Origin of the sequence: Coprococcus aceti (assembly GCF_025567285.1) — a bacterium.
GTDB classification, from domain to species: domain Bacteria; phylum Bacillota; class Clostridia; order Lachnospirales; family Lachnospiraceae; genus Coprococcus; species Coprococcus aceti.
Map to the genome: position 1 here is coordinate 42,660 of NZ_JAOQJT010000013.1, position 24,058 is coordinate 66,717.

17 protein-coding genes and 1 riboswitch are annotated in these 24,058 nt (G+C 43.4%); of the genes, 16 read left to right on the plus strand and 1 reads right to left on the minus strand.

The annotated features are described in order from the left end of the window. Window positions 1-28 precede the first annotated feature (28 nt). From OCV54_RS13605 to argJ, 9 genes are all read left to right on the plus strand, one after another. Window positions 29-994: an ROK family protein gene (locus OCV54_RS13605; RefSeq protein ID WP_015534022.1), complete on the plus strand. Its 966-nt coding sequence runs from the start codon at window positions 29-31 to the stop codon at window positions 992-994. A gap of 99 nt (window positions 995-1,093) precedes the next feature. Further along, window positions 1,094-2,512, plus strand: a complete 1,419-nt coding sequence (locus OCV54_RS13610; RefSeq protein WP_055224569.1) for a glycoside hydrolase family 1 protein — start codon at window positions 1,094-1,096, stop codon at window positions 2,510-2,512. A 301-nt stretch (window positions 2,513-2,813) separates the two neighbouring features. Further along, complete coding sequence (locus OCV54_RS13615) at window positions 2,814-3,788, plus strand: aldolase catalytic domain-containing protein (RefSeq protein WP_015534020.1); 975 nt, start codon at window positions 2,814-2,816, stop codon at window positions 3,786-3,788. Between the two features lie 297 nt (window positions 3,789-4,085). After that, window positions 4,086-5,042 carry a Gfo/Idh/MocA family protein gene (locus tag OCV54_RS13620; RefSeq protein ID WP_055224572.1) on the plus strand — a complete coding sequence of 319 codons (957 nt, stop codon included), beginning with the start codon at window positions 4,086-4,088 and terminating at the stop codon, window positions 5,040-5,042. Next, a complete protein-coding gene (locus OCV54_RS13625) occupies window positions 5,039-5,788 on the plus strand; it encodes a lysophospholipid acyltransferase family protein (protein ID WP_055147142.1) in 750 nt (249 codons plus the stop codon). The genes OCV54_RS13620 and OCV54_RS13625 overlap by 4 nt, the downstream gene beginning before the upstream one ends. Next, on the plus strand, window positions 5,763-6,647 hold the full coding sequence (locus tag OCV54_RS13630; RefSeq protein ID WP_015534018.1) for a diacylglycerol/lipid kinase family protein: 885 nt from the start codon (window positions 5,763-5,765) through the stop codon (window positions 6,645-6,647). Before OCV54_RS13625 ends, OCV54_RS13630 begins: the two co-directional genes overlap by 26 nt. Window positions 6,648-6,752: 105 nt before the next feature. Further along, window positions 6,753-7,271 (plus strand): pyridoxamine 5'-phosphate oxidase family protein, encoded by a 519-nt coding sequence (locus OCV54_RS13635; protein WP_055224573.1) that lies wholly within the window; start codon window positions 6,753-6,755, stop codon window positions 7,269-7,271. 145 nt (window positions 7,272-7,416) lie between these two features. Next, window positions 7,417-9,093, plus strand: a complete 1,677-nt coding sequence (gene gltX / locus OCV54_RS13640) for a glutamate--tRNA ligase (RefSeq protein WP_055224575.1) — start codon at window positions 7,417-7,419, stop codon at window positions 9,091-9,093. A gap of 245 nt (window positions 9,094-9,338) precedes the next feature. Further along, complete coding sequence (gene argJ, locus OCV54_RS13645; RefSeq protein ID WP_022216915.1) at window positions 9,339-10,583, plus strand: bifunctional glutamate N-acetyltransferase/amino-acid acetyltransferase ArgJ; 1,245 nt, start codon at window positions 9,339-9,341, stop codon at window positions 10,581-10,583. 54 nt (window positions 10,584-10,637) lie between these two features. On the opposite strand, the gene OCV54_RS13650 is transcribed toward argJ, so the two are convergent. Then, window positions 10,638-10,865 (minus strand): helix-turn-helix domain-containing protein, encoded by a 228-nt coding sequence (locus OCV54_RS13650; RefSeq protein ID WP_055224577.1) that lies wholly within the window; start codon window positions 10,863-10,865, stop codon window positions 10,638-10,640. Between the two features lie 197 nt (window positions 10,866-11,062). Here OCV54_RS13650 and OCV54_RS13655 point away from each other — a divergent pair, with 197 nt between their 5' ends. The 7 genes from OCV54_RS13655 (at window position 11,063) to OCV54_RS13685 (ending at window position 23,853) form a co-directional block, all read left to right on the plus strand. After that, on the plus strand, window positions 11,063-14,281 hold the full coding sequence (locus OCV54_RS13655) for an RICIN domain-containing protein (RefSeq protein WP_082431345.1): 3,219 nt from the start codon (window positions 11,063-11,065) through the stop codon (window positions 14,279-14,281). Between the two features lie 242 nt (window positions 14,282-14,523). Next, window positions 14,524-15,477, plus strand: coding sequence for a Fic family protein (locus OCV54_RS13660; RefSeq protein ID WP_317233063.1), 954 nt, complete (start codon window positions 14,524-14,526; stop codon window positions 15,475-15,477). Between the two features lie 125 nt (window positions 15,478-15,602). After that, window positions 15,603-18,371 (plus strand): glycoside hydrolase family 3 protein, encoded by a 2,769-nt coding sequence (locus OCV54_RS13665; RefSeq protein ID WP_055224583.1) that lies wholly within the window; start codon window positions 15,603-15,605, stop codon window positions 18,369-18,371. Between the two features lie 73 nt (window positions 18,372-18,444). Next, a riboswitch (NiCo riboswitch) is annotated at window positions 18,445-18,528 on the plus strand. Between the two features lie 175 nt (window positions 18,529-18,703). Then, window positions 18,704-19,636, plus strand: coding sequence for a cation diffusion facilitator family transporter (locus OCV54_RS13670; protein WP_015534011.1), 933 nt, complete (start codon window positions 18,704-18,706; stop codon window positions 19,634-19,636). Window positions 19,637-20,032: 396 nt separating this feature from the next. After that, a complete protein-coding gene (locus tag OCV54_RS13675; RefSeq protein ID WP_022216913.1) occupies window positions 20,033-20,782 on the plus strand; it encodes a DeoR/GlpR family DNA-binding transcription regulator in 750 nt (249 codons plus the stop codon). After that, entirely contained in the window at window positions 20,782-21,684 is a 903-nt protein-coding gene (gene pfkB / locus OCV54_RS13680) for a 1-phosphofructokinase (protein ID WP_022216912.1), read from the plus strand. The genes OCV54_RS13675 and pfkB overlap by 1 nt, the downstream gene beginning before the upstream one ends. Before the next feature lie 102 nt (window positions 21,685-21,786). Then, window positions 21,787-23,853 (plus strand): PTS fructose transporter subunit IIABC, encoded by a 2,067-nt coding sequence (locus tag OCV54_RS13685; protein WP_055224585.1) that lies wholly within the window; start codon window positions 21,787-21,789, stop codon window positions 23,851-23,853. Window positions 23,854-24,058: the final 205 nt, after the last annotated feature.

Below are 24,058 nucleotides of genomic sequence, written 5' to 3' on the forward strand. Positions count from 1 at the left end.
ATGGGTAATGAGAAAACAGGAGGGACTTATGTATTTAGTATTTGATGTAGGGGCAACATTTATAAAGTATGCGTTAATGGACGATGAGGGCAATATATCGGGAAAGGGTAAGACTCCAACCGACAGATATGCCGAGGCTGGAACTCCGGCATTTGTGGCGCAGATCAAGAAGGTGTATGACGAGAAGGTACTGGACTGTGACATAACAGGAATTGCCATGGGGCTTCCTGGACAGATAGATGTCGAGCGCGGCATAGTGTACGGCGGTGGCGGGATCAAGTATCTTGATGGTGCACATCTTGGTGATCTCATATCAGAGGCATGCGGCGGTGTGTCTGTAGCCCTTGAGAACGATGGCAAATGTGCGGCTCTCGCAGAGTTGTGGCTGGGCAATGCCAGTACGGCTACAAATGCAGCAGTCGTTGTCGTGGGTACAGGAATCGGCGGTGGAATAATCATTGACAGAAAGATCCACAGAGGCAAGAGACTTCTGGCAGGTGAATTGTCATATGCCCTCATGAACATGACAAGGGAAGAAGCTGATAATGTCAGATGCTGTGAAGAGCTGACTGTTGAGGAGACATTTGAATATAACCCGTTCATGGTAACCTCAACATGTACTGCAAGCTCCATTACATACAAGGCATCCAAGATAATGCATATGAAGCCAGAAGAGGTGACCGGTGAGATGGTATATCAATGGATAGATGAGGGCAATCAGGAGATCATAGATATGGTTGAGGACTCATACTTCTCCATAGCAAAGCTCTGCTGTAACCTGTACATGACGATAGATCCGGATGTCATACTTATCGGAGGTGGAATGAGTGCCAATCCGAACTTTGTTCCGGGGGTTAAGAAGTATGTGGACAAGATAAGAAAGATTACAAAGACCTACGATGGCATGGTTATCGACACATGCAAGTTCCGCAATGATTCGAATCTTCTTGGCGCGTTGTACAACTATAAGCAGAAGTATGAGGGCGTGAAATAAAATCGCAATAAAACAAACGTAAGATGGAGATGAACTGAAACAGATGGTTCATCTCTTTTATAAATACTATTGAAAATGTAAATCCATGGAGGGAAAATTATGATAATCACAAAGAAACATGGACTTCCGGAGAATTTCCTCTGGGGAGCATCGACAAGCGCATATCAGGTTGAGGGCGCCAATCTGTCACACGGCAAGGGCCCAAGTGTGCAGGACATCAAGACAGTTCCAGCGGGAACAAGTGAGCTGGATGTGTGTGCTGATTTTTATCACAGATATGCAGAGGACATAGCCCTCATGGCTGAGATGGGATTCAAGACATTCAGATTCTCCATCGCGTGGAGCAGAGTCCTCCCAGAGGGAACCGGCAGAGTCAACCAGGAGGGAATTGACTTCTACAACAATGTGATAAATGAGTGCCTCAAGTACGGAATCGAGCCGCTTGTCACAATGTTCCATTTTGATCTTCCTGCGGCTCTTGAGAAAAAAGGTGGCTGGTCGAGAAGAGAGAGTGTTGACGAGTTTGTTGAATTTGCAAAGCTTCTCTACACAAATTATGGCGACAGAGTAAAGTACTGGCTGACTATCAATGAGCAGAACATGCTCACACTTGTGGGTGACGTGATCGGAACCTGCAACATGGAGGGCGTGACAAATAAATACAAGAAGCTTTATCAGGAGAATCACCACATGCTCCTTGCTCAGGCAAAGGCCATGAAGCTTCTCCATGAGATGTGTCCTGGTGCAAAGATTGGTCCTGCACCAAATATTTCACTGGTATATCCTGCCACATGTAAGCCGAAGGATGTCCTGGCAGCACAGAACTTCAACGCGATAAGAAACTGGCTTTACCTTGATATGGCAGTGTATGGAAGATACAACGACCTGGTGTGGAAGTTCCTTGAAGAGCATGACGCTATCCCTGTTATTGAGGCTGGAGATATGGATATCATGGCGCAGGCAAAGCCTGATTTTATAGGTTTCAATTATTATAACACTGCAACGGTTGAGTGGGATGACAGCCCGGTTGCTGTGACGGACTCAGAAAAAAAGGATCAGCAATCAGCCGGTATTGAGCCGGGGGTATACAAGGCGTATCCAAATCCAAATCTTCTTCGCACAGAGTTTGGCTGGGAGATAGACCCTGACGGCTTCAGGGCAACTATAAGAGAGATGTACAGCAGATATCACCTTCCTATGATCGTGACAGAGAATGGTCTTGGCGCATATGACAAGCTCACAGAGGACGGCAAGGTACACGACGACTATCGTATAGAGTACTTAAGAAAGCATATAGAGCAGATCAAGCTGGCAGCAGACGAGGGCGCAGAGATGATGGGTTACTGTCCTTGGTCAGCAATTGATCTCGTGTCCACCCACGAGGGAATCACCAAGAGATACGGCTTTATATATGTCAACAGAGATGAGTTTGACATGAAGGATCTTGCGAGATACAGAAAGGATTCCTTCTACTGGTACAAGAAGGTCATCGAGACTAACGGCGAGGATCTGAGCTAAAAATTATCCAGAAATCAACAATTTAGGCCTAAAAGATACAAAGTTCCAGAAAGTTGTATCTTTTGGGCTATATTTCGCTTGTTTAGGATAAAATTATCCTAAGACTTTGCTTTCCCTGCGAAAAAGGATAAAAACAGAATCACCAAAGATTGCATTTTTGAATAAAGTCCTTGCATTAATTTATTTGTGTGCTATACTAAATAAAGTTACTAACATACACCAACGCGTTAAAGTGACGTAAGTTTAAACCGAGAAAACTGAGGAGAAAATCAAAACAAAAAACAAGAAGGAGGACACTATTATGATAGGCGGAGATCTGATCACCTACAGACCTGACATTCAGGTACTTGACGCAACAATAAGAGATGGAGGACTTGTCAACGATTTCTATTTTACTGACGAGTTTATAAGAGCCCTCTATGAAGCGAACATCAAGGCGGGGGTTGATTATATGGAATTCGGCTATAAGGCCTCCAAGGAAATGTTTGATGTGAACAAATTCGGCAAATGGAAGTTCTGCAACGAGGAGGATATAAGAGCCATCGTTGGAGAGAACAATACAGATCTGAAAATTTCAGTTATGGCTGATGTCGGAAGATGCGACTACAAGAAGGATATCATCGACAGAGCCGACAGTGTTATCGATCTGGTGAGGGTGGCGACATACATCAACACCATGCCTGCAGCCATCGAGATGATTGAGGATGCACATGCAAAGGGATACGAGACTACATGCAATATCATGGCAGTTTCAAAGGATCAGGAGTCGGATATCGATCTTGCCCTTGAGCTGCTTGGTAAGAGCAATGTAGATGGAATATACATTGTTGACAGCTACGGCTCACTGTACCCTGAGCAGATCAAGAAACTCGCGGAGAAATATGTCGCAGTTGGAGAGAAGTATGGCAAGAAGATAGGAATACATGCACACGACAACTTAAAGCTTGCCTATGCCAACACTGTTGAGGCAATGAGGAGTGGTGCGAGCATGCTCGATGGAACTGTAAGCTGTATGGGCAGGGGCGCAGGAAATTGTGCGCTTGAGCTTCTTCTTGGATTCCTCAGAAATCCAAAGTACAACCTGTACCACATCTTGAAGTTCATAGAGCAGTACATGGTTCCGCTCAAGGCAAAGGGAGATGCAGTATGGGGCTATGATGTGCCATACATGCTGACCGGAATGCTGAATCAGCATCCAAGGGAAGCCATCGATTTCATCAAGAATGAGAGACATGATTATGCAGATATGTACAGCTACCTTATGTACAGAGAGTAACATGCGGATTGTGGAACAACATATTTTACACTGTAGAATATGTGTAGCCGATAGAGATGCATAGTACAACATATATAGTGGGTTGGGTGCTTATTATGGTGCTCAAGATAAAGGGGAGGACTCCTGGTGTCAGTTATCGCTGGCATCAGGAGTTTTTCTTCTATTTTCCCGTCTGTGTGTTATAATCTGATATGTAGTGTCAAAATATGTCGAAAACAAAAAGAGATGTACTTTTGAAGATATATATGCAGTGTCAGCGCTGGAAAACAGATAGAAAAAACGGGAGGATGACAGCATATGAACATAGGAATATTAGGCGCAGGCAAGATTGCCGGCGTTATGGCGGACACGATAAACAGGATGACTGATGTGAAACTGTATGCTGTAGGTTCGAGAAGCTGGGAAAAGGCAAATGCATTTGCCAACGAGTTTGCAATAGATAAAGCTTACGGAAGTTATGAGGAACTGGTCAGTGACGATGCGATAGATCTGGTATACATTGCAACGCCGCATTCGCATCACTATGAGCAAATGAAGCTCTGCATAGAACATGGAAGAAATGTGCTATGCGAGAAGGCATTTACCTACAATGCTGCACAGGCTGAGGAGATCGCAGATCTGGCAGCGGATAAGAAGGTGTATGTGGCTGAGGCAATATGGACGAGATATATGCCGTCCAGACAGATGATAAATGAAATTCTTGAATCAGGTGTGATAGGGGAGATCAAGACAATGACCTGCAACCTGTCCTATCCGATATCAAAGATAGAGCGTCTGATCAGACCTGAGCTGGCAGGAGGTGCCCTTTTAGACGTGGGAGTTTATGGGCTGAACTTCATTGTCATGCATATGGGTAAGGAGATCTCAGCTATCGAATCGTCTGTCATGATGCATGAGACCGGGGTAGACGGACAGGAGAGCATAACAGTCAAATACGAAGACGGAAGGATGGCAGTGACGACCCACAGCATATATGGCAGATCGGACAGAAAAGGAATCTTCTATGGTGAGAAAGGATATATGATAGTCGATAATATAAATAATCCGCAGGGGATAGATGTGTTCGACTGTGAGGACAGGCTTATCAGACACGTGGATGTGCCGGAACAGATAAGCGGTTATGAGTATGAGATCATGGAGAGTCTGGATATGATCAGACAGGGACAGTTCCAGAGTAAATCGATGCCTTTGTCAGAGTCTATATATATGATGAAGCTTATGGATGACATTAGAAAAGGGTGGAATAAAAAGTGATAATTATATATATACTTGGCGGAATCATAGCCATATTTCTGATGTACATACTTTTTCTCTTCGTGTGCAGTCTGTTCGTGAGAACTGACAGGCAGTATACGGAGGACAGCAGGTTCTACAGGCATCTGCTGTATGGTGCCACCGGATTTGCCATGTGGTTTCTAAGAGTGAAAATGCATGTGACTGGCATGGAGAAGATTCCAGTGGATGTCAAACCACTCTTTGTGGGAAATCATCTGTCAAATTATGATCCGCTGATAGAATGGCATGTATTTAAGAAGTGGGATGTGGCATTTGTATCCAAGCCGGAGAATTTTAAGATACCGATATTCGGCAGGATCATCAGAAGATGCTGCTTTATGCCGATAGACAGATCAGATCCGGGTAAGGCATTGTCTACGATCAAGACGGCTACCGAGATTCTCCAGAAGGGAGATATGGCAGTTGGAGTATACCCGGAGGGAACGAGAAACAGACAGGGCGGACTTCTGCCATTTCACACGGGTGTTTTCAGGATAGCCCAGAAAGCGCATGCGCCGATAGTCGTCATGGCGATACACGGAACGGAGAATATCTACAGGAATGTGCTGAGGCGCAGATCTGACGTCTATATAGATGTGGTGGATGTGATACCTGCCGATGAGGTAAAAGCAATGAAGAAGAATGAGATCAGCGACAGGGTGAGACTTGTCCTTGAGAAAGATGAAAAGGGTAAAAACTATGGGAAAGAAGTACATTTTATATAATTCACTGGCGGGCAACGGCAAATGTATGTATGACGTGCAGGCACTTGCAGATACATATCCTGATGCGATACTCAAGAAGATGACAGAGATCGCTTCATATGCGGAGTTCATGGGATCGCTTGCAGAGGATGACGAGGTTATCCTGTGCGGCGGTGACGGAACGCTGAACATATTTGTGAATGACATAAAGGACATGGATGTGAAGAATACCATCTACTATTATGCCTCCGGAAGCGGCAATGACTTTGCAAAGGACATAGGACATAACAGTCATGACACTCCGGATTACCAGATAAATCAGTACATACAGCATCTCCCGGAGGTGACGATCAACGGCAAAAAGTGGCTGTTCATGAACAATGTTGGATTCGGAATAGACGGTTACTGCTGTGAGGAGGGCGACCGCCAGAGGACAAAGAATGAGAAAACTCATAAGAACAAGCCTGTGAACTACACGGCTATAGCTATCAAAGGCCTGCTCTACGCATTCAAACCGAGAAATGCTGTGGTGAAAGTGGATGGAGTCCGTCATGAATATAAAAATGCCTGGCTCGTGCCAACCATGAATGGCAGATATTATGGCGGCGGAATGATGGCTACCCCTGGGCAGGACAGACTGAATCCGGAGCATACAGTTTCGGTTATGGTGTTCCGCGGCAAGGGCAAGCTTGGAACCCTTATGATCTTTCCTTCTATATTCAAGGGAGAGCATGTCAAGTACGAAAAGCATGTTGATATATTCAACGCAAAAGAGGTTGAGGTTGAATTTGATCGTCCGACACCACTTCAGATAGACGGCGAGACGATACTTGGAGTTACATCATACAAAGTTAAAGCGTGGAGCCTGGATCAGAAATAAAAAAGTTTTGAAAATACGAATAATATAAAGTTCAAAAAACTTGCAAATATGCTGACGTCATTTATACTATTTTAATAGATTGTACGCTGAAAAAGGAGGTATTGTATGCGGGAGATGCGGAGAAGTGACAGGATGATAACAGATCGTGAAGAGATAGTGGATGTACTTGATTCGTGTAAGGTGTTCCGGATGGCGGTTCACGATGAAGAGGGAATGTACATAGTTCCGCTGAATTTCGGTTATACCTACGAGGAGGGTGTTCTGAAGCTTTATTTCCACTCTGCCGGTGAGGGCAGGAAGGTGGATGCTCTGGCAGCGGATCCGAAGGTGGCCATAGAGATGGACACAGATCACTATCTGGTTGAGGGACCAAATGCCTGCAGCTTTGGTTATCTCTACAGCAGTATCATGGGAAATGGCACAGCCAGAAAGCTGACAGATCCTGAGGAAAAGTGCGAGGCACTCAACTGCCTTATGAATCATCAGCTTGCGAGAAATACCGAGAATATGAGATCGTTTGACAAGGTAGAAAAGAAGAAGTATAACTACTCAGACCAGATGCTGGTAGCGGTAAATGTGTATGAGATAGTTGTGGAAAATTTTACGTGTAAGTCAAGGCGATAAGTATATGGAATCTATGCAATTGCCATTGTGGTTTAAGGAATTGACGTAAAACATAATACAAATTATAATCAGACAGGATATAATGAAGCGATCATCAAGCAGACTCTTGATGATAAGTGATATAGCAGAAAGGTGAAAACAGAAGATGGATTACAACAAATTAGCGGATTTGATATTTGCAGATATAACAGATACAGTGGATGACCTTGAGAAGAGATTTCCGGAGAGAGATCTTCCAGAGGGAGCAAGGGTAACAAGATTTGCGCCAAGCCCTACAGGATACATGCACATCGGTGGACTGTATGCAGCCATGATCTCAAGAAAGCTTGCAAAGCAGAGTGGCGGCGTGTTCTACCTCAGAATAGAGGACACTGACAGAAAGAGAGAGCTTGAGGACGGTGTAAATGAGATCATCAATTCGCTGAAGAAGTTTGACCTTGGATTTGACGAGGGACCATTTGAGGGCGGTGAGACTATATATGGTCCATATAAGCAGAGTGAGAGAAAAGAGATATATCAGACATGTGTCAAGAAGCTTATGCAGGAGGGATATGCATATCCTGACTTCACAACAGCCGAGGAACTTGACGAGATCAGGGCAAAGCAGGAGGCTGCAAAGGTTGACATAGGATATTACGGCGAGTATGCAGTAGGAAGAAATCTGACATACGAGCAGATAGAGGAGAAGCTTGCAGCGGGCGAGCCATATGTTGTGAGACTCAAGAGTCCGGGCGAGGCAGGAAAGACTGTTATCTACAGCGATCCTATCAGGGGCAAGATTGAGATGCCTGAGAATATCATGGATGTGGTACTTCTGAAGTCAGACGGAATACCTACATACCATTTTGCACATGCAGTTGACGATCATTTCATGAGGACAAATCTTGTCATCAGAGGTGACGAGTGGCTTGCATCATATCCACTTCACAAGCAGCTCTTTGATCTGTGTGGATTTGCGCTTCCAAAGTATGCGCACATCGCACCTATCATGAAGCTTGAGGTTACAGTGGACGAGGAGGGCGAGCACCAGAGAAAGAGAAAGCTCAGCAAGAGAAAGGACCCGGAGGCTGCGGTTGGCTTCTATGCAGAGCAGGGATTCCCATCAGTCAGCGTGCTTGAGTACCTTATGACAATAGCAAACTCCAACTACGAAGAGTGGCATGCAGCACATGCAGACAAGACAATAGACGACTTTACATTATCACTCAAGAAGATGCCTGTCAGCGGCGCACTTTTTGACATGGTGAAGCTTAATGATGTCAGCAAGGAGATGATCTCAAAGCTCACAGCCGAGGAGTGTTACGACCTCATCATGGAGTGGGCAAAGGAGCATGACGAGAACATATACACATTTGGCACACAGGATAAGGACGGCTTCATGAAGACCATCAATCTGTGGAAGATGTCAGGCAAGAAGGTCCGCAAGGATGTCGGCAAATGGTCAGATCTGCGCGCTATGTTTGGTTATCTGTACACTCCCGAGGACGAGTTGGATCTCCAGTATGAGATAGACGAGAAGTACACACCGGAGATGATCACAGAGGTTATCGAGGAGTACAAGAAGGATCTCTTCCTTGACTCAGAAGACTGGTTCTCAAGCATGAAGGTCATGGGCGAGAAGATCGGCTACTGTCCAAATGTCAAGGAGTACAAGCAGAATCCTGACGGATACAAGGGTAGCATCACAGATGTATGTACTATAGTCAGAGTTGCCATCACAGGCAAGCAGAACTCACCTGACCTGTTCACGATCATGAACGTGATCGGAAAAGACAAGACCATGGGCAGACTGGACAAGTTCCTTGCGTGGGTGAATAGATAGGATGTATCAATTGGATGTGCACATTAAGTTGACATAGTCTGTATCGTGTTTGACATAACCATGCAGGAGCGCTCCCGCTCAACTCAGGCTGCAGCGGCACTAGCGCTCGCAGGCTCACTGAGAGCCGGCGCCTTCGTATGTCCTGCATCAGTTAATGTCAAAACGATTACAGATTGTACTATATACTTGTGCACATCCAATTGATGAAGATTGGTTAAAATATATTTAGAAGGGATTGGATTACTATGAACAAGAAGATATATGACGGTTATACATATGTAGACGGTGGCGTGTGTGCGGCCAAGGGTTTCACGGCAAATGGACTTAACTGTGGACTGAACCCTGATAAGAACAAGAATGATCTCGGAATGGTATTTTCAGAGGTGCCATGTGTGGCAGCAGGCGTGTATACACAGAACAAGGTGAAGGGCGCGCCGGTTACAGTTACCAAGGAACACCTGAAGAAATCTGGCAACAAGGCACAGGCAGTCATTGTAAACTCCAAGAATGCCAACACATGCAACGCGGATGGAATAGAGAAGGCTGAGAAGATATCCCAGCTTGCAGCGGATGCCCTGGGTATAGATGTGAACCTTGTCATCAATGCTTCAACAGGCGTCATCGGACAGATCATCCCTATCGAGCCATTTGAGGAGCATATGAAAGAACTTGCAGACGGTCTCACAGCAGACGGCAACGACAAGGCGGCAAATGCTATCATGACCACAGACACAGTTGATAAGCAGGTTGCTGTCCAGTTTGATATAGACGGTGTGACATGTACTTTAGGCGGTATGGCAAAGGGAAGCGGAATGATCCATCCAAATATGGCTACAACGCTTAACTTCATCACATCAGACATAGCCATCACATCAGAGCTGATCCAGAAGGCGCTCTCAGAGATCGTAAAGGTTACATACAACTGCCTCTCCGTAGACGGAGATCAGTCCACAAATGATACCCTGACAGTCATGGCAAATGGCCTTGCTGGCAACAAGCTCATCGACACGGAGAACGAAGCTTATGAGAAGTTCAAGAAGGCCCTCTATATAGTTATGGAGTGCATGACCATGATGCTTGCATCAGACGGTGAGGGAGCAACCAAGATGATCGAGTGTACAGTTGCAGGGGCACCTGACCTTGACACAGCCATTATCGTGGCAAAGAGCGTTATCCGTTCCCCACTTACAAAGTGTGCTATGTTCGGCGAGGATGCCAACTGGGGACGTATCCTCTGTGCCATCGGATATGCGGAGGCAGACTTTGATATAGATAAGGTTGCAGTTGACCTTGAGTCAGAATTTGGCGTAGTTCCTGTATGCCGCAACGGCGCAGGCGTACCATTCTCAGAGGAGAAGGCAGCCAAGGTATTGAGCTCAGATGAAATCCACATCAACATAGATCTCGGAATCGGCGATGTTACAGCCAAGGCATGGGGCTGTGATCTGACATATGATTACGTGAAGATCAATGGGGATTATCGTTCGTAGGTTTTACTCGTAAATAAAAATAAGACACTGATCAAAATGATGTTGGTCAGTGTCTTATTTTTTTATGGGAAATGGCTGTTTGCAGCTAGAAACACCAGTTATGTAATTCATATCAACGTTGTAATACCTGGCAAGTTCGATAAGACATTCAATCGGCATGCGAACTTTGCCTTTTTCGTAGTCAGAATATGTTGTCTGCGCAACATGTATTATATTTGCAACCTGAGTCTGGTTAAGGTCATTATCTTCACGAAGTGATTTAATTATTTCATAATAATGCATTAGGTACTCCTGAGTCACTGAAAAAATATACTTTTATAAAATATATTACAAATGTTCATTGAAATTGACTTTTAACGGGCATTCCGTTAAAATGAAAAGCAATAGGATATTAGCAAAAGAAAAATGGGGGGATGCACTTGGCAAATAATGAAGATTGTGTTTTTCTTGAGTAGTTTGTAGGAAGAGGAGGAAAATTTATGAGTATGAATGAAAAGTGGAATAAAGGTATTTCGCTACGGAAAAAAAGATGGATTAGCATGATAATGGCAGCCGTGATGATTGTTACGTTAGTACCATTTATGCCAGGAAAGAAAGCTGGCAAGGTAGAGGCTGCTGGATATAATATAGCTGCAGCGGTTGCTTATGCAAAAGAGTGGGGCGGATCAAAAAGAAATCCTGCATACAAAGAGTATGATGGTGATTGCGCAAACTTTGTTTCGCAATGTTTAAAAGCTGGTGGTTTGAATGTATATGATACATGGGTTCCTACTTTAAAAGATAAACTGCAAGCAATGGGCTATACGATTATAATGAATCCTACTGCCGATCAGGTAGATGTAGGAGATGTTATGTTTTATGATTCTACATACACTGGAGAAATAAATCATACAACGATAATAACAAGTAAAGTGAATGGTGTTCCCAAAATAACAGGCCATACATCAGATGTGATTGATGGATACTATACAAATGGATCTGCATGTCCGTGGCGATATGGAAATTATACTTGTGCTGCAATATTGCATACAAGTGGGATTTCAGGTGAAATGACAACTCCAACGATTACAACAAACAGAGAGTGTTACATAGTTGGAGATAAAATAAATATTACGTGGAATAAAACGAGCAGTCAGAGTGATTTCTTACATTATTGGTTAATCATCACCAATACTGATACTGGGGAAGAGTGCTTCGGTGGAGCAACAGGTTCAAACGGAGATGTAAATGCAAATAGTTATCAATTTACAATTCCGGAAGAAGGACATTATAGAATTGATATATATGCAATACCTTATAATGATAAAGAGCATCGTCAGAAGAAAGCAGTGAAGACAGTAAGTACATATGGATATGATAGTTCGATAGTTAACTTAGGAGATGACTTTTACGCAAATATAATCAATACAGGAAATGGTAAGTGTTTGACCGCTGATAGTGATGACAATGTGACAATAAGAACCGCCTCGGGACAGAAAAATCAGCTTTGGCATTTTAGAAAGAGAGAAAGCGGATCATATGAAATAATAAACAATGCTTCTGATAAAGCTCTTGATGATACTAATTGGGGACAGGAAAATGAAACGAATGTAGGAGTATATACAAGAAATAATACGACTGCGCAAAAGTGGTTTGTGAGAGGAGCAGAAGGTGCTTATTTTATAAACGCATCATGTGGAGATGCGGTACTTGATATAGATAGCAATGGCTCGGCAGATGGTACAAATGTGTGGTTGTATGAAAAAAATGAGAGTTCAGCTCAGAAATTCACAATAAAGAAAGTGGCAACAAGCCTTGATACTTGTAATGCTCTCGGTCTGACAACAATACAGGGCGGTTTCCGGTTATCATGGGATACCGTGTCAGGTGCAACAAAATACGAAGTGTATCGTAAGAAGGCAACGGACAGTGACTATTCTAGAATAGCAGTTGTTTCAGGAGAAGACATAGATACATACGAAGATAAAAATTGTATATCAGGAATAACATATGAGTACAGGGTTAATGCAGCAAATGATTATTGTTTAGGTGCATCAGGTGCCGAATGTCATGGCTTGTATCTTGATTCTACAAATGCATCACTTGTAAAGTATTCTGCTGATAGTGTAAACATATCATGGGATTCAGTAAGAGGAGCAGATGGATATAATATTTATTTGTATAATCAGAATGATGATACATATTCAAAGGTGAAGGATATAGCAAATGGTTCAACAACCTCTTGTGTTATATCTGGTTTAAAACAGAATACTACATATACTTATTTGGTAGAAGCATATGGTATATGTACATATGAAAATAAGAACGAAATTTATACTGGATGTAGAAGTAATATCTTGACCATTGCGACAAAAAGAATATTAAGTAATCTTGCAGTTAAAATGTCTGATTGGGATTTGAGCGGAACGGCATCACAGCCAGTATTACTTGGAAATGATGGTAATGGTGCGGTAACATATACATATGCACCAGAGGGAAGCGATGTTTTCACAGCAGAATTTCCGACAAAAGCAGGAACATATACTGTAAAGGCAGAGGTAGCAGAGACTGATAGATATTGCGCTGGAGTGGCAACATGTACGTTCACAATAACGGATAACAATAGTAAGCCAGCTCCGGTAGTCAAAAAATCATTGGATAACTTAGTATTAATACTTGACGATTGGGATATAAGCGAAAATGCATCAACACCAATTTTGACAGGCAATTTGGGCAATGGCGCAGTAACATATAGCTATGCATCAGTTGGAAGTACAGAGTACACAAGTGCTATACCAACAAAGGCGGGAACATATATAATAAAAGCTGTTGTTGCAGAGACTAATGAATATTATGGTGGAGTTGCAACCTGTAAGTTTACAATTACAGATAAATATAGTAGTTCACAGCCTGTAACGAAAAAGTCACTCAATAATCTTGTTTTGATGATGGAGGGCTGGCATGTTGGTGATCGCCCATCTTCTCCAGTTCTTACAGGAAATGATGGAAAGGGTAAAGTTACATATACATATTCTAAAGTAGGAAGTAACAAGTATTCAAATACTGTACCATCTAATGAAGGAAAGTATATAATTAAGGCATATGTTGCAGAGACAGAGGATTATTATGCAGGTACAGCAACATGTGTTTTTGAGATAACCAAAAAGCCTGTAGTTAAAAAGACACAGACAATAACAACGAATGCTGCAAATTATACTTTGGTATATGGCGGAAAGTCTGTTACCATAAAGGCAAAGACAAATGGAAATGGAAAAATATCATACAAGTCTTCTAATAACAATGTAGTTTCGATTGATAAGACTGGAAAAATGATTGTTAAAAATACAGGTAAGGTGACTGTTTCCATTTATGTAGCAGCGACGTCCGCATATAAGGCCGCAACAAAGAAGGTAACAGTGGTTGTAAAGCCTAAGATACAGGCAATAAAGGGAATCAAATCACAGAAAAAGTCAAGCATATATGTTAAGTATGTTAAAGATACAAAGGTAAGTGGCTATGAGATTCAAACAGCTCTTGATAGCAAATTTAAAAAGTCTGTAAATACATATACAATAAAGCCGTACTCGAAGTATAGAGTGACATTAACTAAGAAGCGGACTGGTAAAATCTATTATGTAAGGGTGAGAAGTTATAAGATCGTAGGATCACAGAAAATATATGGAAGTTATAGTGGTATAAAGAAGATAAAAGTTAAATAATTTTTATGCCATATAAAAAAACTACTCTGCAAAGCAATGCTTTGTGGAGTAGTTTTTTATTTATTAGTTCGTGTCGTTGCATGTGTTGAATCTGAAAATGTCTGAGAAGAAATCTGGCTGTATTGTATATAAACCTCATTGAAAAACACATAATAAATTGGTAAGATATTAAGCAAGATAATAAGCAAGATGGAGATGAACTGATGAGCGGGTATATACCACCATATACGATCTCGAATAAAATGTTTGAACTTGTTTCAGAGATATCTGAAAAGGTTGGAAGGATTACCAGTCATAAAGAGCTGGAGTCAAAGCCACATTTGCGCAGAAACAACAGAATAAGATCGATTAATTCTTCGTTAAAGATAGAGGCAAATTCACTGTCATTAAGTGATGTCAGAGATGTAATAAACGGCCATCTTGTTCTTGGAGATCAAAAGGAAATACAGGAAGTGAAAAATGCATACGTAGCCTATGAGAAGATCCCCGAAATAGATCCGACAAGTATATCAGACCTGAAAAGGATTCATGGAATATTGACATACAGGACCGCCCGCGAGTCTGGTGTATTCCGAAAAGGCGATGAGGGAGTGCTTTCAGGCAGTGAGTGCATATTTGTAGCTCCTCCACCACATATGGTAAATGAGCTTATGAGAGATTTGATGCAGTGGGTTAAAGAAAATGAGGGAGTTATTCACCCACTTATTTTATCTGCAATATTTCATTATGAATTTGTGTTTATTCACCCATTTGCAGATGGAAATGGAAGAATGGCAAGATTGTGGCATACGGTTCTTCTGTATAGGTGGAGAAGCGTATTTGAATATATACCACTGGAGAGCCAGATTGAACGGTTTCAGAATGAATATTATGATGCGATAGCGGTATGCCATACAAAAGATAACTCGGACATATTTATAGAATTCATGCTCGATATGATAAATCAGATTCTGGATGAAGTTGTATTGCAGGTAAACAGATCAAATTCTGAGGTTTCAGAGTATGTGAAGCGGATGCTGGCGGTCATGGAATATGAAGTGCCGTATACGTCAAATTCCATAATGGAAGCGCTGGGGCTTAAGTCCAAAGAGACCCTTAGAAAAAATTATATAAATCCGGCGATGGAGCTTGGACTGATAAAGATGACATTGCCTGATAAACCTAACAGCAGAAATCAGAGATATGTAAAGCAGTAGAAAAGTTATGTCATCAGGTAATGCAATAAAACAACTTTTCCATATCAAATAAACGAAACTGACTGTAAAATATAAATTGTAAACAAAACACTAAAAGTTTGAAATACCCAACGGAGGTTAAACACATGGAAGATAGAGTACTTGACTGGGCAGTATATGAGAAGACAGCCCGTGAGATGGCTGCAGAGGGACTGGTTCTGTTAAAGAACGACAACAAAGCTCTGCCACTTAAGCAGGGAGAGACGGTTTCTGTATTTGGACGTATGCAGAATCATTATTATAAGAGTGGAACCGGTTCAGGCGGCATGGTGAATGTTGCCAGAGTGGTAGGAATCCTTGATGCACTTAATGAGTGCAAGGATGTAAATGTCAATCAGAAACTGGCAGAGACTTATGCCGCATGGGATAAGGAACATCCTGTGGAGCTGGGACTTGGCTGGGGACAGGAGCCGTGGTCACAGGCAGAGATGCCGGTTACAGAGGAGCTCGTGCAGGAGGCTGCCGGCGAGTCGGATTCGGCCATAGTGATAATCGCTAGGACGGCAGGCGAGGACAAGGACAATACACTTGAAAAAGGAGCATTTATGCTCACTGATATAGAGACTGATATGCTTAGACTTGTCAGAGAGAATTTCCAGAAGATGGTCGTTCTCTTGAATGTCGGCGGTCTTATAGATATGTCATTTCTTGACACGATTTCCCCGGATGCCTGCATGTATGTATGGCAGGGTGGAATGGTCGGAGGATATGGAGTGGCTGATGTCCTCGTAGGAGATGTCAGCCCTTCAGGAAAACTCACAGACACGATAGCCTACGATATCAAGGATTATCCTGCGTATGACAATTTCGGCGGCGAAGAGAGAAACTTCTACGCTGAGGATATCTATGTGGGATACCGTTACTTTGAGACATTTGCAAAGGATAAGGTCAGATATCCGTTTGGCTACGGATTGTCATACACAGACTTCAAGATCGGCGTAAAACATGCAAGCCTGGATTTTGAAAAAGGTGTGGCGAATATCTGTGTCAAAGTCACAAATACAGGAAAGAGACTTGGCAAGGAGGTTGTCCAGGTGTACGGTGAGATGCCACAGGGCAGGCTTGGCAAGCCATCCAGAGTGCTCATTGATTTTGCGAAGACAAAGGAACTTGTTCCGGGACTCAGCGATGAGCTGAAGTTTGAGATTCCGCTTGACCGTATGGCATCATTTGACGATTCGGGAGTCACGGGCCATAGAAACTGTTATGTGCTTGAAGCTGGAGACTACACTATCCATGTAGGAAACAGCATAAGAAATACAACAGAGTGTCTGTTCTTTGAGCTTGCCGAGATTGTGGAGCTTCAGAAGCTTCAGGAGGCACTTGCACCTTATGAGAAGTTTGACCGCATGAAACCATTCTGTGATGAGAACGGCAGGATGCTTATAGAGTATGAGGAGACACCTCTAGTCACTGTTGATATGTATGACAGGAGAGAGCAGGAACTGCCGGAGGAGATACCGGTTACTGGTGACAAGGGAATTATGCTTCTTGATGTAAGGGAAGGCAGGGCCACCATGGATGAGTTCATAGCGCAGTTTGATGATGAGGATCTGGCATGCTTTGTCCGCGGCGAGGGAATGGGAAGTTCTCTTGTGACGGCGGGAACGGCGTCAGCATTTGCCGGGGTATCGCCAAATTTGATCGCACATAAGATTCCGTCGGTGTGCTGTGATGACGGACCATCGGGAATGAGACTCGACTCAGGTATGAAGGCATTCTCACTTCCAAATGGCACTCTGTGCGGATGTTCATTTAACAAAGAATTGAACACCAGACTGTATGCACTTCTCGGACTTGAGATGACAGCAAATAAGGTTGAGGTTCTTCTTGGACCGGGAATGAATATCCACCGTCACCCGCTTAATGGACGAAACTTTGAGTATTTCTCCGAGGATCCATACCTTACGGGTTCCATTGCAACTGCACAGTTAGAGGGACTTAAGTCCAGCGGCGTGTCCGGAACGATCAAGCATTTCTGCGGAAATAATCAGGAGTATCACCGCCATACGACGGACTCGGTCATCTCCCAGAGGGCACTCAGGGAGATATACCTGAAGGGATTTGAGATAGCTGTCAAGTCGGGATATGCCGACTCTGTTATGACAACATATGGTCTGGTAAATGGTCTCTACACCGCAGGAAGTTATGATCTGAATACCACGATACTCAGAAATGAGTGGGGATTTACAGGCGTGGTCATGACAGATTGGTGGGCATCCATCAACCGCAGGGGTATGGAGCCGGATGCAAATGACTTTGCGACTATGATACAGGCACAGAATGACATGTATATGTGCTGCCCGGACGGCTCGAAGAACATGGGCGGAGATAATGTCATAGAGGCACTTCAGGACGGACGTATATTGAGAGCTGAGCTTCAGAGAATTGCAAAGAATGTGTGTAACTTTGCCATGAATACGAATGCATTTAAGCGTCTTGTGGGAGAGCCTGTAGAGGTAGAGATAATAAACCGTCCAAAGCAGGCGGACGATTTTTCAATTGATGATGTGGAATACATCAATGTCGACAGAGACATACTTATAGATCTGACAGAGAAGGCCAGCACCGCCGACACGAATTATGTCATAGCCCTTGATGTTGAACATCCGGGAGAGTATGAGGTGAGCCTGAGGGGAAGCTCGACACTCGAAAAGCTTGCCCAGCTGCCGTGTACCCTGTTTTTCAACGGATTCCCTGTGAGCAACTTCACATTTAACGGAACTGACGGCAAGGATGTTGTGATCAGGAAAGAGGTCAAATTTTACGGCAGATTCAATGTGCTCCGACTGTATGTGAAATCGAATGGACTTGATCTCAAGGATATTAAGTTCAGTTTTGAAAAAGAGTTTTGATCTGAAAATAAATATTGACATAGACTGCCATAGATGGTAACCTAAATTAACTCTTTGCACTGCATATAAATCTACAGTACAAACTGAGCAGACCATTGGTGTAAGCCAAGGAGTCGGGCCATCATGGCAGTGGAATCTTTACATCCACGGGACAGTAGTTACTAATACTGAGTCGTGGGTGTTTTTTTATACTCTTTTAGACATTCTATAAAATCTCCCACATATATTTAGTGATAAGAGCTTTCTGAAATTTATTGATCGCACAGCATCGGTCTTTTGATTAAGGTGATTATCAATAGACTGGTGTTCATTAGGAAAGGATGGCTGATTATATGGAAAGCGCAAACAAAATAAACACGATGGCGGCATCTGCCGTATCAGAGGATGAGTTTAAAAAGGTTGCAAATAAAGTATCGTTTATAACGATAGTACAGAACGTACTGTTGTCAGTATTCAAATTATTTGCGGGAATATTTGCACATTCAAATGCAATGATAAGTGATGCGGTACATTCAGCATCAGACGTGTTCAGCACCATAATAGTGATAATTGGAGTAAAACTAGCGTCGAAGGAATCCGACAAGGAGCATCCTTACGGCCATGAGAGGCTTGAGTGTGTGGCAGCGATCGTGTTGTCTATAGTGCTGCTGTATACCGGTATCAAGATCGGCTCGCAGGCGGTTAAGGACATAATCGGTGGCAATTACCAAAGCCTGCAGAAACCGGGGATGCTGGCACTGGTGGCGGCTGTTGTATCCATTGTCACAAAGGAGATAATGTACTGGTACACAAGACACTATGCGAAGAAGATAGATTCAAGCGCACTTATGGCAGATGCATGGCATCACCGATCAGATGCGCTGTCATCGGTCGGCGCGCTTGTCGGTATCGGTGGTGCGATGATGGGATTCCCGGTTATGGATTCCATTGCAAGTATTGTTATCTTTGTATTCATAGCTAAGGCGGCATACGATATCTTCAAGGATGCCATGGATAAGATGGTGGATCACTCATGCGATGAAGAGACAGAGAAAGAGATGAGGGATTTTGTGCTCGCCCAGAAAGAAGTTCTCAGTGTTGATCTTCTTCACACAAGGATATTTGGCAACAAAATATATGTAGATGTGGAGATAGGTGTAAACGGTTCATATACATTAAGACATGCGCATGAGATAGCGGAAGAGGTCCATGAGGGAATAGAGAAGAATTTTCCAAAGGTAAAGCATGTGATGGTGCATGTCAATCCTGCGGATGTGGCAGAATAATCATAGATTGATAACGCAGAGTAAGGCACGGATCAGATTTGGTCTGTGTCTTATTTTTGTGTGTTGGAAGCTGCAAAACGAGTACCAAACCTGCAAATAGTCAAAAACAATCAAAATAATTCAGAAATCTTCAAAAATATGCAGAATAATGATTGACAATCTTCATTTACGATGATATTATGCATATAGATTGATTGAAAGTGACTGAAATCAAGTAAAAATCACCTTGAAACAATCACAAATAATTGAAAACAGTCAAAAAATATGTTATCCTAAAGAAAAGTTAAAAGCACCGGATGCAGATATATGCATTCTGAAAAGCCACGAAAAAAGAAAATACACAAACACGAAAACACATATACAGGAGACATACTTAAAAGGCAGGAGGCAATTATTATGATGACCGAGGATAGATACACAGCGATTTTAGATGCACTGAAAGAGAGAAAGTCTATGACAGTTGCAGAGTTCACGGAGATCACGGGAGCGTCAGAATCTACTATAAGAAGAGATTTGATAGCTCTGGACGATATGGGTAAGATCAAGAGATTCCATGGTGGTGCCAAGGCGATTGAGCATGAATATATCACCAATGAGGCACCGGTTTCAGCCAAGGCACAGCTCAACGTCGAAGAGAAAAGTGCCATTGCAAAATACGCGGCAACTATGATCAATGATGAAGATTTCATATTTATAGATGCAGGAACCAGCACGGCTCTCATGATCGACTATATCGGCGAAACAAATGCTACATTTGTCACCAATGGAATAGCACATGCCAAGCGGCTTCTCAAGAAGAACCTCAGAACGTATATGATAGGCGGACTTGTAAAGCCGATCACAGAGGCAATCATCGGAGCCGAGGCGGTCAATTCCATGAAAAAGTTCAATTTCACAAAGTGCTTTCTTGGAACAAATGGAATCCATATGGATTATGGATTCACAACGGTCGATGTGGAAGAGGCTATGGTGAAGATGGAAGCGGTGAACAGATCTTATGCCAGCATAGTCCTTGCCGACAGCAGCAAGTTTGACAAGGTGACAGCGGTGACATTTGCGGCAATCGAAAAAGCCTGTATTATCACGGACAGACTTGTAAATGATAAGTACATAGACGCCACAGTTGTAAAGGAGGTACTCAGATAATGATTTATACGGTGACATTCAATCCAGCGCTCGATTATGTTGTCAAGATGGACAGCCTTGAGCTTGGAATGGTGAACAGAAGTAAGTCAGAAACCATATTCTATGGCGGCAAAGGTATCAATGTCTCAACCGTACTTAAGAACATAGGAGTTGATTCCGTAGCTCTCGGTTTTGTTGCCGGATTTACCGGTAAGGAGATCGAGGACGGAGTCAAGACCATGGGAGTTAAGACAGATTTTATCCAGCTGAAGAATGGTCTCAGCAGGATAAATGTCAAGATCAAGGCAGAACAGGAGACAGAGATCAACGGACAGGGACCCGACATTAAGAAAGATGAGCTTCAGCAGATGTTTGACAAGCTGGACAAGCTCCAGTCGGGAGATTGCCTGATACTTGCGGGAACCATCCCTGCTTCACTTCCATCTGACATATACGAGCAGATCATGGAGAAACTTATGAACAGGAACATCGACATCGTGGTGGATGCGACAAAGAATCTTCTGCTCAATGTATTGAAGTTCCATCCATTCCTCATCAAGCCGAATAACCATGAGCTTGGCGAGATGTTTGGAGTAGTCTTAAAGAGCGATGACGAGATCGTTGAGTATGCGAAGAAACTCCAGGTCATGGGTGCAAGAAATGTACTCATATCCATGGCAGGGGACGGAGCAATACTCATCACAGAGACAGGAGAAGTTCACAAGATCGGAGTTCCAAAGGGAACGGTTGTGAACTCAGTAGGTGCAGGTGATTCCATGGTGGCAGGATTTACAGCAAGCTACCTGAAGGATCACGATTATATGGAAGCGCTGAAGAGAGGAACAGCAACAGGAAGTGCAACAGCATTTTCAGAAGGCCTTGCCACAGCGGACAAAGTAGAGGAGCTCTACAAGCAGTTATAGTAAAACGTAGGTTTTCCGTCATGAGAAGGAATACTTACGAGAGAAACCACCGCATGACAGTATATGTGGATGCGGCTGATTATTTAAGAGGAGGTTACGCTTATGAGAATCACAGAGCTTTTATCAAAAGAAAGCATTGCTCTGGGTGTAAAGGTAGATTCAAAGGATGCAGCGATCGACTACCTTGTAAACCTGCACGATGCAGCGGGAAACATCTCAGACAAGAAAATATATAAAGAAGGAATACTTAAGAGAGAGGAAGAGGGCTCAACAGCTATAGGAGAAGGAATAGCGATCCCTCACTCCAAGAACAAGGCGGTCAAGAGACCTGGACTTGCAGCTATGACAGTCCCTGATGGAGTTGATTACGATTCACTGGATGGACAGCCATCAAACCTGTTCTTCATGATCGCAGCACCGGAGAGCGGATCAGATGTACATCTTGAGGTACTTTCAAGACTGTCTATGCTTCTCATGGATGAGGACTTCAGAGCAGAGCTTCTGAAGGCAGCTGACAAGGATGCATTCCTTGCAGTCGTTGACAAATACGAGAACGCAAAGTTCCCAGAGGAGACAGCAGAGAAGCCTGAGGAAAAGGCAGTTGAGAAGGCTCCTGAGAAGAAAGGCTTTAGAGTGCTTGCCGTTACAGCGTGTCCTACAGGAATAGCTCACACATATATGGCAGCCGAGGCACTTGAGAAGGCCGGCGCCAAGATGGGATATGCCTTAAAGGCTGAGACAAATGGCTCAGGCGGAGCAAAAAATATACTTACTGATGAAGAGATCGCAAACTGTGATGGTATCATAGTTGCAGCTGACAAGAGTGTTGAAACAGCAAGATTTGATGGAAAGCCAGTTCTTTTCACAAGAGTGGCAGACGGAATACACAAGCCTGAGGAGCTCATACAGAAGATCGTGGATGGTCAGGTTCCTGTTCACCACGAGGAGGGTGGCAGAAAAGAGTCAAGCAGTGCAAATGGCAGTGTAGGAAGCAGAATATACAAGCATCTTATGAACGGAGTATCACACATGCTCCCATTCGTAATCGGCGGTGGTATCCTCACAGCTCTTGCATTCCTTATAGATACACTTTGCGGATTTGGTGCAACAGGTGGATCCAACTTCGGTTCCATGACCCCGCTCTCAGCATTCTTCAAGTATGCCGGTGGCCTGGCGATGGGCGTGATGGTTCCGGTGCTTGCAGGATTTATAGCAGAGTCTATAGCAGACAGACCTGGACTTGCGGTTGGTTTCCTCGGCGGTATCCTGGCATCTTCCGGAAATGCAGCCTTGTCCGGTTATGTATGGGCAGGAGATAACCTTGGCGGCTTCCAGTCATTTATATCAAAGTTTGGATTCGTCGCAGAAGGCGGCGGAAATACAGTATCAGGTTTCCTCGGCGGTATCGCAGCAGGTTTCCTTGCAGGATATGTAGTTCTTCTTCTTAGAAAGATCTGCTCCAAATTCCCTAAGTCACTGGAGGGAATCAAGCCAACACTTATATATCCACTTGTTGGTATGTTTATAGTTGCAGTACTTATGATATTTGTACTCAATCCGATTATTGGATTGATCAATACAGGACTTTCAGATATGCTGACAGCCCTTGCAAATAAAAATCTTCTCATCCCACTTGGAATCATCCTCGGCGGTATGATGGCGATAGACATGGGCGGCCCTATCAACAAGGCAGCTTATGTATACGGAACAATGGTTCTCGCAACAGCGTCAGAGCTTGTCGCAGGCGGCGCACAGCTCTCAGATCCAGCAGTTCAGGCATGCTATATCTCAATGGCATCAGTTATGGTAGGTGGTATGGTACCTCCACTTGGAATTGCTCTTGCATGTATCTTCTTCCCTAAGAAGTTCACAAAGGCAGAGAGAAACTCAACAGTATCAAATATTGTAATGTCATGTGGATTCATCACAGAGGGTGCAATACCATTTGCAGCTGCAGATCCACTCCACGTAATACCATGTACACTCGTAGGCGCAGCAGTTGCAGGTGGAATGTCAGCAGCGTTCAAATGTACACTGATGGCACCTCACGGCGGAATCTTTGTATTCGCAACAGTAGGCAACTGGTTACCATACATCATCTCATGGCTTGTAGGATCAGTGATCACATGTATCATGCTCGGTCTTATCAAGAGAAACGTGCAGGAGTAAAAAAATGCACAAAAGTAATGCACAGAAAACGACAGAATGTTATAATTTATACAATTGGGGTTTGCGAAAGAAATCTGATAAAAATATGGATCAAGTAAAGATGGCAGGTCATCTGGCTGTGATACCATATGGTTAGAATGAAACAGGATTATTTCACGAAATTCCACAAATATAAGATTTTATTAAGAGACAGGACCACGCACAG

Bases quoted from the DNA above. Each gene is read 5' to 3' on its own strand.
- OCV54_RS13610 (WP_055224569.1), top strand. From the start codon at position 1,094: ATGATAATCACAAAGAAACATGGACTTCCGGAGAATTTCCTCTGGGGA.
- OCV54_RS13685 (WP_055224585.1), top strand. From the start codon at position 21,787: ATGAGAATCACAGAGCTTTTATCAAAAGAAAGCATTGCTCTGGGTGTA.
- OCV54_RS13675 (WP_022216913.1), top strand. From the start codon at position 20,033: ATGATGACCGAGGATAGATACACAGCGATTTTAGATGCACTGAAAGAG.
- OCV54_RS13660 (WP_317233063.1), top strand. From the start codon at position 14,524: ATGTTTGAACTTGTTTCAGAGATATCTGAAAAGGTTGGAAGGATTACC.
- OCV54_RS13665 (WP_055224583.1), top strand. From the start codon at position 15,603: ATGGAAGATAGAGTACTTGACTGGGCAGTATATGAGAAGACAGCCCGT.
- OCV54_RS13620 (WP_055224572.1), top strand. From the start codon at position 4,086: ATGAACATAGGAATATTAGGCGCAGGCAAGATTGCCGGCGTTATGGCG.
- OCV54_RS13630 (WP_015534018.1), top strand. From the start codon at position 5,763: ATGGGAAAGAAGTACATTTTATATAATTCACTGGCGGGCAACGGCAAA.
- OCV54_RS13670 (WP_015534011.1), top strand. From the start codon at position 18,704: ATGGAAAGCGCAAACAAAATAAACACGATGGCGGCATCTGCCGTATCA.
- OCV54_RS13650 (WP_055224577.1), bottom strand. From the start codon at position 10,865: ATGCATTATTATGAAATAATTAAATCACTTCGTGAAGATAATGACCTT.
- argJ (WP_022216915.1), top strand. From the start codon at position 9,339: ATGAACAAGAAGATATATGACGGTTATACATATGTAGACGGTGGCGTG.
- OCV54_RS13605 (WP_015534022.1), top strand. From the start codon at position 29: ATGTATTTAGTATTTGATGTAGGGGCAACATTTATAAAGTATGCGTTA.
- OCV54_RS13635 (WP_055224573.1), top strand. From the start codon at position 6,753: ATGCGGGAGATGCGGAGAAGTGACAGGATGATAACAGATCGTGAAGAG.
- OCV54_RS13655 (WP_082431345.1), top strand. From the start codon at position 11,063: ATGAGTATGAATGAAAAGTGGAATAAAGGTATTTCGCTACGGAAAAAA.
- OCV54_RS13615 (WP_015534020.1), top strand. From the start codon at position 2,814: ATGATAGGCGGAGATCTGATCACCTACAGACCTGACATTCAGGTACTT.
- pfkB (WP_022216912.1), top strand. From the start codon at position 20,782: ATGATTTATACGGTGACATTCAATCCAGCGCTCGATTATGTTGTCAAG.
- gltX (WP_055224575.1), top strand. From the start codon at position 7,417: ATGGATTACAACAAATTAGCGGATTTGATATTTGCAGATATAACAGAT.